The organism is Nocardia sp. XZ_19_231, assembly GCF_015355705.1.
Taxonomy (GTDB): Bacteria; Actinomycetota; Actinomycetes; order Mycobacteriales; family Mycobacteriaceae; genus Nocardia; species Nocardia salmonicida.
This window is the reverse complement of sequence record NZ_JACUZI010000002.1, coordinates 1172128-1186135: the sequence shown is the minus strand read 5'-3', so window position 1 is coordinate 1186135 and position 14008 is coordinate 1172128. Positions and strand designations below refer to the sequence as shown.

The window sequence follows — 14008 nt, the reverse complement described above, 5'->3', positions numbered from 1 at the left end:
TCAGCGTGGGCCGAACTGGCGGTCGCCCGCGTCGCCGAGGCCGGGGACGATGTAGGCGTTCTCGTTGAGTTTCTCGTCGACGGCGGCGGTGACCAGGCGGACCGGTAGGCCCGAGGCCGCGAGGGCGGCAACACCTTCGGGGGCCGAGACGACGCAGATGGCGGTGATGTCGGTGGCGCCGCGGGCGACGAGGAGTTCGATGGTGTGGCGCATGGAGCCGCCGGTGGCCAGCATCGGGTCCAGGACGAAGACGGGCAGGCCGGTGAGGTCGGCGGGCAGCGACTCGAGGTACGGCACCGGCTCGTGGGTCTGCTCGTCGCGGGCGATGCCGACAAAACCGACGCGGGCTTGCGGGACGAGTTCGGCTGCGGCGTAGACCATGCCGAGGCCGGCCCGCAACACCGGCACCAGCAGCGGCGGCGATGCCAATCGGACGCCGTCGGTGACCGCGACCGGCGTGTCGATCGGTTCGCGCACCACCGGCGCGTCGCGCAGCGCCTCGTAGATGAGGATGCCGGTGAGATCGGCCAGAGCATTGCGGAAGGTCGCGTTGTCGGTACGGGCGTCCCGCATGGTGCTGAGCAGGGTTGCGGCGAGTGGATGGTCGACGGTGTCGGTGCGCATGAAAAGACGATAGGGTCGCTTGGCGCTTCGCGCCTACGACCGCTGGGGAAATATTTTCGCGGTCGAGGGAACCGAATGCGGAGTCGGTGCGTCCAAGATACTGAGTGACGTACTCTGCCCGGGAACTCGAGGATTGGGGGAAGTTCGATGACGAAAATGTCAGCCGATGCCGAGGGCATCGTCGCGTACAGCGCGGCTGCTGAGGTGATGGCCACGGAACTGGCCACTGCGGCGGCTGGTTCGGTTGCCTCCGACCCCACTCTGCTCGGCCCCATCATGGGACTCATCGGCGGCGATTTCACCGCCGCCTACTCCGCCGCGCACGCTGGTCACGTGGCGTCGATCGCCCAGCTGTCCGCGGTCATGGGAAGCATGGGGCTGGCCACCGCCAGCGCCGCGACAACTCTTGTCGAGACCGATCTGAACAACGCGGCCGGGATCACCGCCACCGCAGGCGATATCGGTACCGACGCATGATCGACCTCACCGGACTGGCTCAGCCCCTCCTCGATCTGCTGTCGAGCTTCGGCACCGGCGTGCTCGGCACCGGCGGCGCCTCCGACGGCTTGCGCTCGACCTCGACCAACCTCGACCAGATCTATCAACAGGGTCGCTACAGCATCAACAACGTGAACACCGCGTGGGATGGCCAGGCCGTCGACGCGGCCACGTCCAAGGCGCTGCGCGTGCAGACGTCCTCTGCCACCCTGTCCGACAACGGCACCGAGATGGCGACCGTTGTCGACCAGGCCGCCGCCTATGTGCAGACCGGGCAGAAAGAGCTCGACGGGATCGTCAACTCGTTCCTGTCCCAGGTGTCCGCGCTCAGCCCCACCCTCGGCACACCAGCCGGTCTGACCGCCGTGGTGAGCTCGGCGATCGACCACATCGGTCAGGGCATGGGCGTGGTCGGCCGGGTGCAGGACGAAATGGGCACCCAGACCGCCGCGATCCAGGAACTCACCCCCGCACCGTCGAGCACGTCGCTGGCGAGCGTCTCGTCCGGCGCGAGCAACCTCGTGTCCTCGGCGTCGAGTTCCGGTCTGCTCTCGACCGCGGCGAGTACCGGCAGCACGGTGCTCAGTGCCATGGGCTCGGGTCTGTCGACGGCGATGGGCGGCAGCAACAGCAGCAGCAGCTCGAAGTCGACCACCACCGGCGGCACGGGCGCGGGCACGGGCGGATCGACCGGCGGATCGACGGGGTCATCCGCCGGTTCGTCGACCGACGGCACCGGCGTCAAGATCACCCTGCCCGACGGCAGCACGGTCGAGGCGCCCAACGAGAAAGCCGCGACCGCGGTCCGCTCCGCCATCGGCGCGGTCGGCACCCCCTACGTGTGGGGCGGCAACGACCCTCAAGCGGGCATCGACTGCAGCGGGCTCACCAAGTACGCCTACGGCGAGGCCGGGGTCGAACTGCCGCGGCTGGCGCAGGAACAGCACGTCGGCAATCCTCAGGTATCCCCCGGTGACCTGATGCCGGGCGATCTGGCCGTGTGGGACGGCCATGTCGCCATGGTCGTCGGCAACGGGCAGCTCGTCGAGGCGGGCGATCCGGTTTCGATCAGTTCCATCCGAACGGAGAACAGTGGCATGGAGTTCTACGGCTTCTACAGGCCCACCGAATGAGCGGCACGCCGATCCCCGAGGTGCCCAATGTGGAGTCCGCGGTCAGCACCAACCGGTCGGGCACGATCTCGGTCCGCGCGACCAGCATGGGTCTGCCGATCGCGATCAAGTTCGAGCGCAGCGAATACCAGTTCGGCGCCCAGGCGCTGGCCGACGAGATCCTGCGCCTGACCCGGCGCTCGACCATCGCCGCCGCCGCCCGCCTTCGCGAGGTCTACAGCGAGCAGGCGCAGATCCCCGATGAACTGCTCGACAAGATGAACCTGCCCACCCGGCGTCAGGCGGTCGACGAGCTCGATCGCATCGATGACGCCGACACCGGTCAGACGAGTTGGATGAGGCCACTGTGAGTGCGGAAATGGACGCCCTGGTCGCGGGCGTCACCGGAAAGCTCGAGGCGCTCGAAGCGGCGCTGTACGGGTTGAAGCAGGTCAACGGTCGTTTCACCACCGAGGACGGACTGGTCACCGCCGAGGTGAACAGCGAGGGCGCCCTCGTTGCCCTGACACTGGACGAAGGCATCACCACGCTGGCGCCCACCGAGGCCGCCGCGCTCATCCTGGCCGCCTGCAAACAGGCCACCGAGACCGCCGGTGAGGCACGTTCCAACATCATTGCGACACTGAACGAATCGCTCACCGGACCGAGTGCACAGCCCGACGGGCAATTAGCACCCGGGCCGGATAGTGCCCGGCGCTCGAGCTAGCTAGGCTTCGCGTCATGGCTTCTGGAGACATCGTCCCGATCGAGCTCGGTCTGACCGATGGCGATCTCGTCACCCTGTGGGCACCGCGCTGGCGCGACGGTGACGACGAGTGGGAGGCGTTCCTCGGTCACGAGGACGACCTCTACGGATTCGAGTCCGTTGCGGAGCTGGCGGCGTTCATCCGCACCAACTCCGACAACGACCTCGTCGACCACCCGTCCTGGGCGGTCATCGTCGGTCTTTCGGCCGCTGAGCTGGAGCCGGAGGAGAACTTCAGCTTCGATCTGGTGTCCGTGCCGGAACTGGCCGCGGGCGAACCGGACGTCGACGTCATCGGCGAGCTCGAAGACACCCTGGCGATGGTGCGCAATATCGCCGAGGTGTGCGAGCTCGACGTGGTGACCAAGTTCTTCGGCAACAACCCGGTGCTCGGCGCACTGGCCAGCGGGGCGAGCACGTTCGTCGGCCGCGACGGCGAGGAGCTGTGGGACCAGGTCGGTGCCGCGATCGTCAAGGGCTGGGACAACGTGCTCGACGCGATCGACGGCGTCGTGAGCACCCCCGAGGTCGACGCGGCCGCGGTCGCCGTCGCCGAGGCCGAGCTGCTGGCGGCCGAGGAGAACGAGGTCGACGCCGACGATGTCGCCGAGGAGGAGGAAGAGTTCGAGAACGTCGACCTCACCGCCACCGACGACGACGAAGAGGAGTCCTTCTGGGACGAGGTCGGCATCGACCCCGTCAAGATCGTCACCTCCGACGGCGAGCAGTTCACCCTGCGTTGCTACCTCGACGACGAGCCGATCTTCCTCGGTGACGGCCGCAGCATCACCGTCTTCGGTTCCGAGCGCGCACTGGCCCGCTACCTGGCCGACGATCACGAGCACGAGCTGGCCCGGGTGTCGACCTTCGCCGAGGTGCAGACCGCCGCGGTGGACGGTTCGCTCGAGGTCGAGGTGACCGACGAGAACGTCTACGTGCTCACCGGTCTGGTCGACGATCTGGCCGAGGGGCCGGAGGCGGTCGACATCGAACAGCTCGATCTCGCGGTCGAACTGTTCAGCGACGCCGCCGACTACGCCGACGACGACAGCGTGGAAACCGCTCTCGCGCAGTCGAATCCGCTCGGCTGGTACGTCTCGTACCTGCTCAACCCGGATCCGAACCGGATGGCGCCGAACCCGCCGTACGCGTCGGAGGCCCAGCAGTTCCGCGACCTGCAGCGTGCGTTCGAAGCGCGCCTCGTCAGCGAATAGTTCTCGACAGATCAGGGGTGGCGCCGATGCGGTGCCACCCCTGATCCATGTCAACCGAGCAGTACCGCGTAACCGGGCTTGATCACTTCGTCGATGATCTTCAGCCGGTCCGGGAACGGGATGAAGGCCGACTTCATGGCGTTGATGGTGAAGCGTTCCAGGTCGCTCCAGCCGTAGCCGAAGGTGTCGACCAGCTTGCGCATCTCCTCGCTCATGGAGGTGTCGCTCATCAGGCGGTTGTCGGTGTTGACGGTGACCCGGAAGCGCAGGCGGGCGAGCAGGTCGAACGGATGCTTGTCCAGCGAGGGCACCGCGCCGGTCTGCACATTCGACGAGGGGCACAGTTCCAGCGGCACCCGCATATCGCGCACATAGTTCGCGACCAGGCCGAGCTGCGCGTCCTCGATGTCGCCGGGGACGCTGATGTCGTCGGTGATCCGCACTCCGTGGCCGAGCCGATCACAGCCGCAGAAGGCGAGCGCCTCGTGAATCGACGGCAAGCCGAACGCCTCACCCGCGTGAATCGTGAAGTGCGCGTGGTTGGCTCGCAGATACTCGAAAGCGTCCAGGTGCCGGGTGGGAGGGAATCCCGCCTCGGCGCCCGCGATATCGAACCCGCCGACGCCGCTGTCGCGGAATCGGACGGTGAGCTCCGCGATCTCGCGCGACCTGGCCGCGTGCCGCATCGCCGTGAGCAGACACGTCACCCGAATGACATTGCCCTGCTCCGCCGCGATCGCCTCGCCCTCCCGGAATCCCGCGAGCGTGTGTTCGACGACCTCGTCGAGCGTGAGGCCCTTCTCCAGATGCTGCTCGGGCGCGAACCGCACCTCCGCGTAGACGACCCCGTCGGCCGCGAGGTCGATGGCGCACTCCCGCGCCACCCGGCGCAGCCCCTCCGGGGTCTGCATCACCGCGACCGTGTGCGCGAACGTCTCCAGATACCGCTCCAGCGACCCACTGTCGGCGGCGTCGCGGAACCACGCCCCCAGACTCTCGGCATCGGAAGCGGGTAATTCGTCATAGCCGCAGTCAGCGGCCAGCTCTAGCACCGTCGAGGGCCGCAGACCACCGTCGAGGTGATCGTGCAGCAAGGCCTTCGGTGCGCGTCGGATCGAAGCAAGGTCAAGGGGCGCCGGTCCAGTCATGTATAGACGGTAGCGGCCCGCGCCGATCCCGGCAGCGAAGTCCCCACGTGGCAACCGTCTCGTTGATTATCCGTCCCGCAAAGGACTATTGCGGGCCATCCGGCGTGCGCGAACCCCGAGGCTCGCACTCACTCGATCCGCCCGAGCACCAACTCCCCTGGCTTCCCGTCGGGCGCGGAAACGATCGTCACAGCATCGGCGAGAGCAGCCGAAGCGCCGGCGAACGCCTTCGGCGTATCGGTGTGCAGCGTCAACAACGGCTGCCCCGCCACCACCGAATCCCCAGGTTTGGCATGCATCTCGATGCCGGCCCCCGCCTGCACCTTCTCCCCTTGCCGAGCACGCCCCGCACCGAGCCGCCACGCAGCGACCCCCACCCCCATCGCATCGAGCCGAGTCAGCACCCCGCTCGATTCCGCCCGCACGATCTCGCTGTGCCGCGCGACCGGCAACGGCGCATCCGGGTCCCCACCCTGCGCCTGAATCATCGCGCGCCAGTGATCCATCGCCCGACCGTCAGCGAGAACATCGGCGGGATCGATCCGCAGCCCCGCCTGCGCGACCATCTCCCGCGCCAGCGTCAACGTCAGCTCGACCACATCCGCAGGCCCCCCACCTGCGAGAACCTCCACCGACTCGGCCACTTCCAGCGCATTGCCCGCAGTGCGCCCGAGCGGTGTATCCATCGCGGTGAGCAGCGCGACGGTCTTCACACCCGCATCACGTCCGAGCTCGACCATCGCGGTGGCGAGTTCACGAGCGCCGTCGAGCGTCTTGAGGAAGGCGCCCGAGCCGACCTTCACGTCCAGCACCAGCGCCGCCGTCCCCTCGGCGATCTTCTTGCTCATGATCGAACTCGCGATCAACGGAATCGACTCGACCGTGCCGGTCACGTCCCGCAGCGCGTAGAGCCGCTTGTCGGCGGGAGCGAGATCGGCGCCCGCGGCGCAGATCACCGCGCCGATCGCCGGATCGGCCAGGATCTCGCGCATCCGGGGCACCGTCACGTCGGCCCGCCAGCCGCGGATCGACTCGAGTTTGTCCAGCGTCCCGCCGGTGTGCCCGAGCCCACGCCCCGACAACTGCGGCACCGCCGCCCCGCACGCGGCCACCAGCGGAGCCAACGGGAGGGTGATCTTGTCGCCGACCCCACCGGTCGAATGCTTGTCGACGGTCGGTCGCGGCAGGTCGGTGAAGTCCATCCGGGTACCCGACCCGATCATCGCCGCCGTCCACCGCGCGGTCTCGCGCCGGGTCATCCCCCGCCACACGATCGCCATGGCCAGCGCCGACATCTGCTCGTCGGCCACGATCCCCCGGGTGAACGCGTCCACCACCCAGTCGATCTGTGCGTCGGACAGCTCTCCGCCGTCGCGCTTGGTAGTAATGACTGAAACCGCATCCAGTGCCGTCATGCTGCCAAGTTTGGCACTGCGATCCGACTATTGCTGTCCGGCTGCCAGGTCATCCGGTCCGAAGGCATAGGGCAGGAGCTCCGACAGCGGCTTCGGGCCGTCGGCGTGATCGACCAGCAACTCGCCCCCGCCGTGTTCGAACAGCAGCTGACGACAGCGCCCACACGGCATCAGGATTTCGCCGCGGGAATCGGTCACGGAGACGGCGAGGAGACGCCCGCCACCCGACACGAATAAGTTACCGACGAGTACACATTCAGCACACAGGGTTAGCCCATATGAGACATTTTCCACATTGCATCCGCTCACAATTCGGCCATCCGCGCTGAGAGCAGCGGCGCCGACCGGGAAACCCGAGTACGGGGCATACGCCGACCCCATAGCTCGAATTGCCATGTCATGCAACGTATTCCAGTCGATTTCGGGCATCGAAAACCTCCAGCGGATCCCGCCGAACACAGGGAAACAGGGGCCGAAACACCAGTATTCGGCATTGGGAAAGGTAAACCTAACTCGCCTGTTTTACGCGCAACGCGCGGCACGCCGAATTAGTTCCGCGAAACAGAGGGGATTAGAGTTCAGCGAAGATCGGTTCAGGTTCCCGGCGGCGGGCTAGCGCTCGAGAATACAGCGCAGCCACCTGGGCATTTGCCTCTCCACGCATGCCGGCGTCGGATCTGTGACCGGGTCCATCAACGACGTTGGAGGCACCGCACTCTATGACCACGATAGAAGCTCCGGCTCCGGCCCAGCCGAAGCGGAAGACGCTGTACCGCGGCGACCCCGGCATGTGGTCCTGGGCGCTGCACCGGATCACCGGTGTCACGCTGTTCTTCTTCCTCTTCGTGCACGTGCTGGACACGGCATTGGTCCGGGTCAACCCGGACACCTACGACCACTCGATCGCGATCTACAAGAACCCGATCGTGGCGTTGATGGAGATGGGTCTCGTCGTCGCCGTCCTGTTCCACGCCCTCAACGGCGTCCGGGTCATCCTGGTCGACTTCTGGTCACAGGGTCCGCGATTCCAGAAGCAGATGCTGTGGGTAGTGCTCGCCATCTGGATTCTGGTCTCCGCCGCCGGCATCGGCCGCCAGTTCTTCTACCTGCTGACGGAGCACTGATATGTCTGCACCTGTCCTCGGCAAGTCCTACGATCGCCCGGCCAGCCTCGACTCCCCGCGCTCGCCGCGTGGCAAGTCGAACGGCAACTTCGAGAAGTACGCATGGCTGTTCATGCGCATCTCGGGCCTGTTCCTGATCGTGCTGGTGCTCGGCCACATGTTCATCATGCTGATGATCGACGGTGGCGTGAACCGCCTGAACTTCGCGTTCGTGGCCGGTCGCTGGTCCAGTCCGTTCTGGCAGTTCTGGGACCTGTCCATGCTGTGGCTGGCTCAGCTGCACGGCGGCAACGGTCTGCGCGTCATCATCGACGACTACTCGCGCAAGGACTCCACCCGGTTCTGGCTCAAGACCATTCTCGTGGTTTCGATGGTCCTGGTCGTCGCTGTCGGCACGTACGTCATCTTCACCTTCGACCCCAACATCACAGGTTAGGAACAGGCCACCTCGCATGAGTGAATCCCGTCCGATTCAGGAGCATCGCTACGACGTGGTCATCGTCGGCGCCGGTGGCGCGGGCATGCGCGCGGCGATCGAGGCCGGCCCGCGCGCTCGTACCGCGGTCCTGACCAAGCTGTACCCGACCCGCAGCCACACCGGCGCGGCCCAGGGCGGCATGTGCGCCGCGCTGGCCAACGTCGAAGAAGACAACTGGGAATGGCACACCTTCGACACCGTCAAGGGTGGCGACTACCTCGTCGACCAGGACGCCGCGGAGATCATGGCCAAAGAGGCCATCGACGCGGTCATGGACCTGGAGAAGATGGGTCTGCCGTTCAACCGCACGCCCGAGGGCAAGATCGACCAGCGTCGTTTCGGTGGCCACACCCGTGACCACGGCAAGGCGCCCGTGCGTCGCGCGTGTTATGCCGCCGACCGCACCGGTCACATGATCCTGCAGACGCTCTACCAGAACTGCGTCAAGCACGACGTCGAGTTCTACAACGAGTTCTACGTGCTCGACCTGGTGATGACCGAGTCCGATCGTGGCCCCGTCGCCACCGGCGTCGTCGCCTACGAGCTGTCGACCGGCGAGATCCACATCTTCCACGCGAAGTCGATCGTGTTCGCCACCGGCGGCTCGGGCCGCATGTACAAGACCACCTCGAACGCGCACACGCTGACCGGTGACGGCATGGCGATCGTGTTCCGCAAGGGCCTGCCGCTCGAGGACATGGAGTTCCACCAGTTCCACCCGACAGGCCTCGCCGGCCTCGGCATCCTCATCTCCGAGGCTGTTCGTGGTGAGGGTGGCATCCTGCGCAACGCTTCCGGCGAGCGCTTCATGGAGCGCTACGCCCCCACCATCAAGGACCTCGCGCCGCGCGACATCGTCGCCCGCTCGATGGTGCTCGAGGTGGCCGAAGGCCGTGGCGCCGGCCCGAACAAGGACTACGTCTACATCGACGTGACCCACCTCGGTGCCGACGTGCTCGAGGAGAAGCTGCCCGACATCACCGAGTTCGCGCGCACCTACCTCGGCGTCGACCCGGTCTCCGAGCTCGTACCCGTCATGCCGACCTGCCACTACGTGATGGGCGGTATCCCCACCCGCATCCGTGGCGAGGTCCTGCGCAACAACACCGACGTGGTCCCCGGCCTCTACGCCGCCGGTGAGTGCGCCTGTGTGTCGGTGCACGGCGCGAACCGTCTCGGCACCAACTCGCTGCTCGACATCAACGTGTTCGGCCGTCGCGCCGGCATCGCGGCCGCCGAGTACGCCAACCGCACCGAGTTCGTCGAGATGCCGGAGAACCCGTCGCAGATGGTGATGGATTGGCTCGCGCTGATCCTGTCCGATCACGGTAACGAGCGCGTGGCCGACATCCGCAGCGAGCTGCAGGCCACGATGGATGCCAACGCGGGCGTGTTCCGCACCGAGGAAACCCTCAAGAAGGTCCTCACCGACATCCACACGCTCAAGGAGCGTTACACCCGGATCACGGTGCAGGACAAGGGCAAGCGCTACAACAGCGACCTGCTCGAGGCCGTCGAGCTGGGCTTCCTGCTCGAGCTGGCCGAGGTCACCGTCGTCGGCGCGCTCAACCGCAAGGAATCGCGTGGCGGCCACGCTCGCGAGGACTACCCGGACCGCGACGACGTGAACTTCATGCGGCACACGATGGCGTACAAGGAGGGGCCGGAGCTCATCTCCGAGATCCGCCTCGACTTCAAGCCGGTGGTGCAGACCCGCTACGAGCCGATGGAGCGTAAGTACTGATGACTGCTGCAGTCGATACCGCAAAGCAGAAGCCGGCGCCCGTGCCCGAGGGCTCGGTCATGGTCACCGTCAAGGTGGCCCGCTTCAACCCGGAGAACGGCGAGGGCGCCTACTGGGATTCGTTCCAGGTGCCGGTCCTGCCGACCGACCGCTTCCTCAACGTGCTCATCTACATCAAGTCCTACCTGGACGGCACCCTCACCTTCCGGCGCTCCTGCGCCCATGGTGTGTGCGGCTCCGACGCCATGCGGATCAACAATGTGAACCGCCTGGCGTGCAAGGTGCTGATGAAGGACCTGCTGCCCAAGGGCGACAAGACCCTCACCATGACCGTCGAGCCGATCCGCGGCCTGCCCGTGGAGAAGGACCTCGTGGTCGACATGGAGCCGTTCTTCGACGCGTTCCGCGCGGTGAAGCCCTACCTGATGACCTCGGGTAACGAGCCCACCCGCGAACAGATCCAGAGCCAGGCCGACCGGGCCCGCTTCGATGACACCACCAAGTGCATCCTGTGCGCCTGCTGCACCACGTCGTGCCCCGTGTACTGGACCGACGGCAGCTACTTCGGCCCGGCCGCGATCGTGAACGCGCACCGCTTCATCTTCGACAGCCGTGACGAAGGCGCCCGCGAGCGCCTCGACATCCTAAACGACGTCGAAGGTGTCTGGCGCTGCCGCACCACCTTCAACTGCACCGACGCGTGCCCTCGTGGCATCGAGGTCACCAAGGCGATCCAGGAAGTCAAGCGGGCCCTGCTCTTCACCCGCTGATCTTTCCCGCTCGGCACAGGCCGTCTACACCGAAAGGTGTGGGCGGCCTTTGTCGTTCGTCGACACTTGCGGGAATCTCAGCAGGACGGATAGTATTACTATCCATAGTAGATAGTATCAGTATCCATTCTGGGAGTACCTATGATCACCCTCGTCTCTCTGATCGGCTCGCTCGTCGTCTTCCGCACGCTCGGAGCACTCGGCGTGACCCGATTCGCCTCGTGGTCCGTCAGCGCCGCCCACGCGCTGGCCGTCATGCTGGTGATGACGGGAACCGCGCATTTCATGCCCGCGAGCGTCACTGTGATGCCGAACTACGCCGACATGGTCGCCATGATCCCGCCCTTCGTGCCGTTCCCCGGTTTCACGGTCCTGGCCAGCGGCATCCTGGAACTGCTCGCCGCGATCGGCCTGATCCTCACCCGCACCCGCTGGCTCGCGGGCTGGGCCCTGGTCCCCCTGTTCCTCCTGCTACTGCCCGCCAACATCTACGCCGCCCTCAACGACATCCCCTTCGCGGGAGAGCCGGCCTCACCCCTGTGGCAGCGGATCCCGGAACAGGTGCTGTATATCGGCTTCGCGATCTGGGCCACCCGTTCGGCACCTCGCGTCCTGCCCGCAGTGCGACAGCAGGAACCGTCGACAATCTGAACACAGATCCGACAAAGGCCATCACCATCGAATGATGTTGGTGGCCTTTGTTATTCACGTACCAGTGCGCCCATCTCGTTCTGACACAACAAGTCCCGCTGCCGTCGCAATGGACTAGCGGTAATGGGAAGCCGCGTCCATAACGGCGGTTCGGTAGGAGCGGCCGAAGAGGACGGCGTGGGCCAGTAGTAGGTGGAGTTGGTGGAGGGGGATTCGGGTTTGCCAGTCGGGGGCCAGGGGGTGGACTTCGTTGTAGGCGGCGATGATTCGGGGGAGGTAGGGGGCGCCGCCGAAGAGGGACAGGGTGGATAGGTCGGTTTCGGGGTGGCCTCCGTGGGCGGCGGGGTCGATCAGCCAGGGGATGCCGGAGGGGCCCCAGAGGATGTTTCCCGGCCAGAGGTCGCCGTGGATTCGGGCGGGGGGTTCGATGGGGGCTTCGATGTGGATCGATTCGATGTAGGTGGCGTCGGCGGGGTCGAGGGCGCCCGCGTCGACGGCTAGTTTCAGGTACGGCAGGATTCGGCGCTCGCGATACCAGGTCGGCCAGTCGTGGCCGGGGGTGTTGTCGAGGGGTAGTCCCGCGAGGAAACCCTCGGTGGCAGCGCCGAATTCGGGGGCGCCCGCATCATGGGTGACCGCCAGTCCGGCACCGAACCGTTCGGCGGCAACGGCGCTCGGCTCGGCGTGGTCGATCCACTGCATCAACAGCAGTTCGTCGGTCTGCGCGTACAACTCCGGGACCGCGACCCCACCCGCCTCTCGCAGCCATTGAAGCCCTTGCGCTTCCGCCGCGAAAAGCCCGGGCGGAGCGGGCGCGGGCTCGACGGTCGGGGCGGCGGATACCCCGCCGGGCCAGGTCTTCAGGAAGAGATGCGTTCCATCGTCGAGCGCGATCCGCTCGGCGACACTGATCGACCCACCCGCGACAGGCGTCGTCCGTAGCCGCTGATGAGCGAGAAACGTCGGCAACAGGTGCGGGTTCGCACGCAGAAACGGCAGGTCCACGCCGCCATCTTGCCCAGGACGGCCAGCGGCGGTCGGCGAATCGAGAGATCCCAGGCCCGGACCGCGTGTCCCGAATCGATCGGACCAGTTTGTGAACAGGTATTACTAAACACTGTTCATAAACAGCATCGGCGTGGTTTCATTCATGGAGAACGTGTTCCACATCACGGTGCGACATCCGCGCACCGGATCGAAGGAGACTGCCGTGACCAGCACAAACATCCCCGCGGGATTCGATTTCACCGATCCCGATCTCCTCGCCAGCCGATTGCCGATCGAAGAGTTCGCCGAACTGCGGCGCACCGCACCGGTCTGGTGGTGCGCGCAGCCGGACCGCGCCAGCGGCTTCGACGACGGCGGGTACTGGGTGGTGTCGACGCTGGCCGACATCAAGGAGATCTCGAAGAATCCGGAGGACTTCTCCTCGCACGAGAACACCGCGATCATCCGGTTCAACGAGGAGACCACGCGCGAGCAGATCGACATGCTCGGCAACATGCTGATGCTGAATCTGGACCCGCCGCAGCACACCAAGATCCGGCGGATCGTGTCGAAGGGCTTCACCCCACGCGCGGTGGAGAACCTGCGGGCCGCACTCACCGAGCGGGCCGAGCGGATCGTGTGGGAGGCCAAGAAGGTCGGTCGCGGCGACTTCGTGGAGCAGATCGCGTGCGAGCTGCCGCTGCAGGCCATCGCCGAGCTGATCGGCGTGCCGCAGGAGGACCGCATGAAGCTGTTCGACTGGACCAATCAGATGATCTCCTACGACGATCCGGAGTTCGAGGGCAACCACCACACCGCGACCGCCGAGGTGATGGGCTACGCCTGGAACATGGCCGAACAGCGCCGCGGGTGTCCGGCGGCCGACATCGTCACCCAGCTGGTGAACGCCGACGTCGACGGCGAGCACCTCGGCTCGGACGAGTTCGCGTTCTTCGTCATCCTGCTCGCGGTAGCGGGCAACGAGACCACCCGCAATTCGATCACCCACGGCATGAAGGCCTTCGTGGACAACCCGGATCAGTGGGAGCTCTACAAGGAGCAGCGTCCGCGCACCGCGCCCGACGAGATCGTGCGGTGGGCGACGCCGGTGACCGCCTTCCAGCGCACCGCTACGCGCGACCTGGAACTCGGCGGGCAGCGGATCGCGAAGGGCCAGCGCATCGGCTTGTTCTACAGCTCGGCCAATTTCGACGAGCAGGCCTTCGTCGACCCGTTCCGGTTCGACATCTTGCGCAACCCCAACCCGCACGTCGGCTTCGGCGGCACCGGCACCCACTACTGCGTCGGCGCGAATCTGGCCCGCCTGGAGATCGACCTGATGTTCAATGCCATTGCCGACGCGATGCCGAACCTGCGCCAGGTCGCCGAGCCGGTGCGGCTGCGCAGCGGCTGGCTCAACGGCATCAAGCGCTGGGAGGTCGAATACGCTTGAACCGACGTGTGATCGAGGGGGTGG

Annotated in this window: 16 protein-coding genes; 11 read left to right on the top strand and 5 right to left on the bottom strand. The window is 66.3% G+C overall.

Features of this window, described 5'->3' with window-relative positions; genetic code table 11:
* Nucleotides 1–624 carry a uracil phosphoribosyltransferase gene (gene upp, locus IBJ82_RS12555; protein WP_194826032.1) on the bottom strand — a complete coding sequence of 208 codons (624 nt, stop codon included), beginning with the start codon at nt 622–624 and terminating at the stop codon, nt 1–3.
* 147 nt (nt 625–771) lie between these two features.
* Here upp and IBJ82_RS12550 point away from each other — a divergent pair, with 147 nt between their 5' ends.
* From IBJ82_RS12550 to IBJ82_RS12530, 5 genes are read left to right on the top strand one after another with little or no spacing between them, the layout of a single operon-like run.
* A complete protein-coding gene (locus IBJ82_RS12550; RefSeq protein ID WP_228536859.1) occupies nt 772–1101 on the top strand; it encodes a hypothetical protein in 330 nt (109 codons plus the stop codon).
* Nucleotides 1098–2255 carry a C40 family peptidase gene (locus tag IBJ82_RS12545; protein ID WP_194826031.1) on the top strand — a complete coding sequence of 386 codons (1158 nt, stop codon included), beginning with the start codon at nt 1098–1100 and terminating at the stop codon, nt 2253–2255. Before IBJ82_RS12550 ends, IBJ82_RS12545 begins: the two co-directional genes overlap by 4 nt.
* A complete protein-coding gene (locus IBJ82_RS12540; RefSeq protein WP_056818092.1) occupies nt 2252–2605 on the top strand; it encodes a hypothetical protein in 354 nt (117 codons plus the stop codon). The genes IBJ82_RS12545 and IBJ82_RS12540 overlap by 4 nt, the downstream gene beginning before the upstream one ends.
* Nucleotides 2602–2961, top strand: a complete 360-nt coding sequence (locus IBJ82_RS12535; protein WP_056818094.1) for a YbaB/EbfC family nucleoid-associated protein — start codon at nt 2602–2604, stop codon at nt 2959–2961. The genes IBJ82_RS12540 and IBJ82_RS12535 overlap by 4 nt, the downstream gene beginning before the upstream one ends.
* A gap of 14 nt (nt 2962–2975) precedes the next feature.
* The gene (locus IBJ82_RS12530) at nt 2976–4214 is read left to right on the top strand and encodes a primosomal protein (RefSeq protein ID WP_194826030.1); all 1239 of its coding nucleotides are present in this window, start codon (nt 2976–2978) and stop codon (nt 4212–4214) included.
* Between the two features lie 50 nt (nt 4215–4264).
* Here the strand turns inward: IBJ82_RS12530 and IBJ82_RS12525 are convergent, their stop codons facing one another.
* The 3 genes from IBJ82_RS12525 to IBJ82_RS12515 all read right to left on the bottom strand — a co-directional run bounded on the left by IBJ82_RS12525 (nt 4265) and on the right by IBJ82_RS12515 (nt 7206).
* Nucleotides 4265–5362: an adenosine deaminase gene (locus IBJ82_RS12525; RefSeq protein ID WP_194826029.1), complete on the bottom strand. Its 1098-nt coding sequence runs from the start codon at nt 5360–5362 to the stop codon at nt 4265–4267.
* Nucleotides 5363–5490: 128 nt separating this feature from the next.
* A complete protein-coding gene (locus IBJ82_RS12520) occupies nt 5491–6777 on the bottom strand; it encodes a thymidine phosphorylase (RefSeq protein WP_194826028.1) in 1287 nt (428 codons plus the stop codon).
* A gap of 27 nt (nt 6778–6804) precedes the next feature.
* Nucleotides 6805–7206: a cytidine deaminase gene (locus IBJ82_RS12515; RefSeq protein WP_194826027.1), complete on the bottom strand. Its 402-nt coding sequence runs from the start codon at nt 7204–7206 to the stop codon at nt 6805–6807.
* Nucleotides 7207–7496: 290 nt separating this feature from the next.
* Between IBJ82_RS12515 and sdhC the strand changes: the two genes are divergently transcribed.
* From sdhC to IBJ82_RS12490, 5 genes are all read left to right on the top strand, one after another.
* Nucleotides 7497–7901, top strand: coding sequence for a succinate dehydrogenase, cytochrome b556 subunit (sdhC, locus tag IBJ82_RS12510; protein ID WP_194826026.1), 405 nt, complete (start codon nt 7497–7499; stop codon nt 7899–7901).
* A gap of 1 nt (nt 7902) precedes the next feature.
* A complete protein-coding gene (locus IBJ82_RS12505) occupies nt 7903–8337 on the top strand; it encodes a succinate dehydrogenase hydrophobic membrane anchor subunit (RefSeq protein WP_194826025.1) in 435 nt (144 codons plus the stop codon).
* Nucleotides 8338–8353: 16 nt separating this feature from the next.
* Nucleotides 8354–10123 carry a succinate dehydrogenase flavoprotein subunit gene (sdhA, locus tag IBJ82_RS12500; RefSeq protein ID WP_194826024.1) on the top strand — a complete coding sequence of 590 codons (1770 nt, stop codon included), beginning with the start codon at nt 8354–8356 and terminating at the stop codon, nt 10121–10123.
* The gene (locus tag IBJ82_RS12495) at nt 10123–10893 is read left to right on the top strand and encodes a succinate dehydrogenase iron-sulfur subunit (RefSeq protein ID WP_056818106.1); all 771 of its coding nucleotides are present in this window, start codon (nt 10123–10125) and stop codon (nt 10891–10893) included. Before sdhA ends, IBJ82_RS12495 begins: the two co-directional genes overlap by 1 nt.
* A 141-nt stretch (nt 10894–11034) precedes the next feature.
* Nucleotides 11035–11544, top strand: coding sequence for a hypothetical protein (locus IBJ82_RS12490; protein ID WP_194826023.1), 510 nt, complete (start codon nt 11035–11037; stop codon nt 11542–11544).
* A 114-nt stretch (nt 11545–11658) separates the two neighbouring features.
* Here the strand turns inward: IBJ82_RS12490 and IBJ82_RS12485 are convergent, their stop codons facing one another.
* Nucleotides 11659–12549: a fructosamine kinase family protein gene (locus tag IBJ82_RS12485; protein ID WP_194826022.1), complete on the bottom strand. Its 891-nt coding sequence runs from the start codon at nt 12547–12549 to the stop codon at nt 11659–11661.
* Between the two features lie 205 nt (nt 12550–12754).
* On the opposite strand from IBJ82_RS12485, the gene IBJ82_RS12480 reads away from it, so the two are divergent.
* A complete protein-coding gene (locus tag IBJ82_RS12480; protein ID WP_194826021.1) occupies nt 12755–13984 on the top strand; it encodes a cytochrome P450 in 1230 nt (409 codons plus the stop codon).
* The last annotated feature ends 24 nt before the right edge of the window (nt 13985–14008 follow it).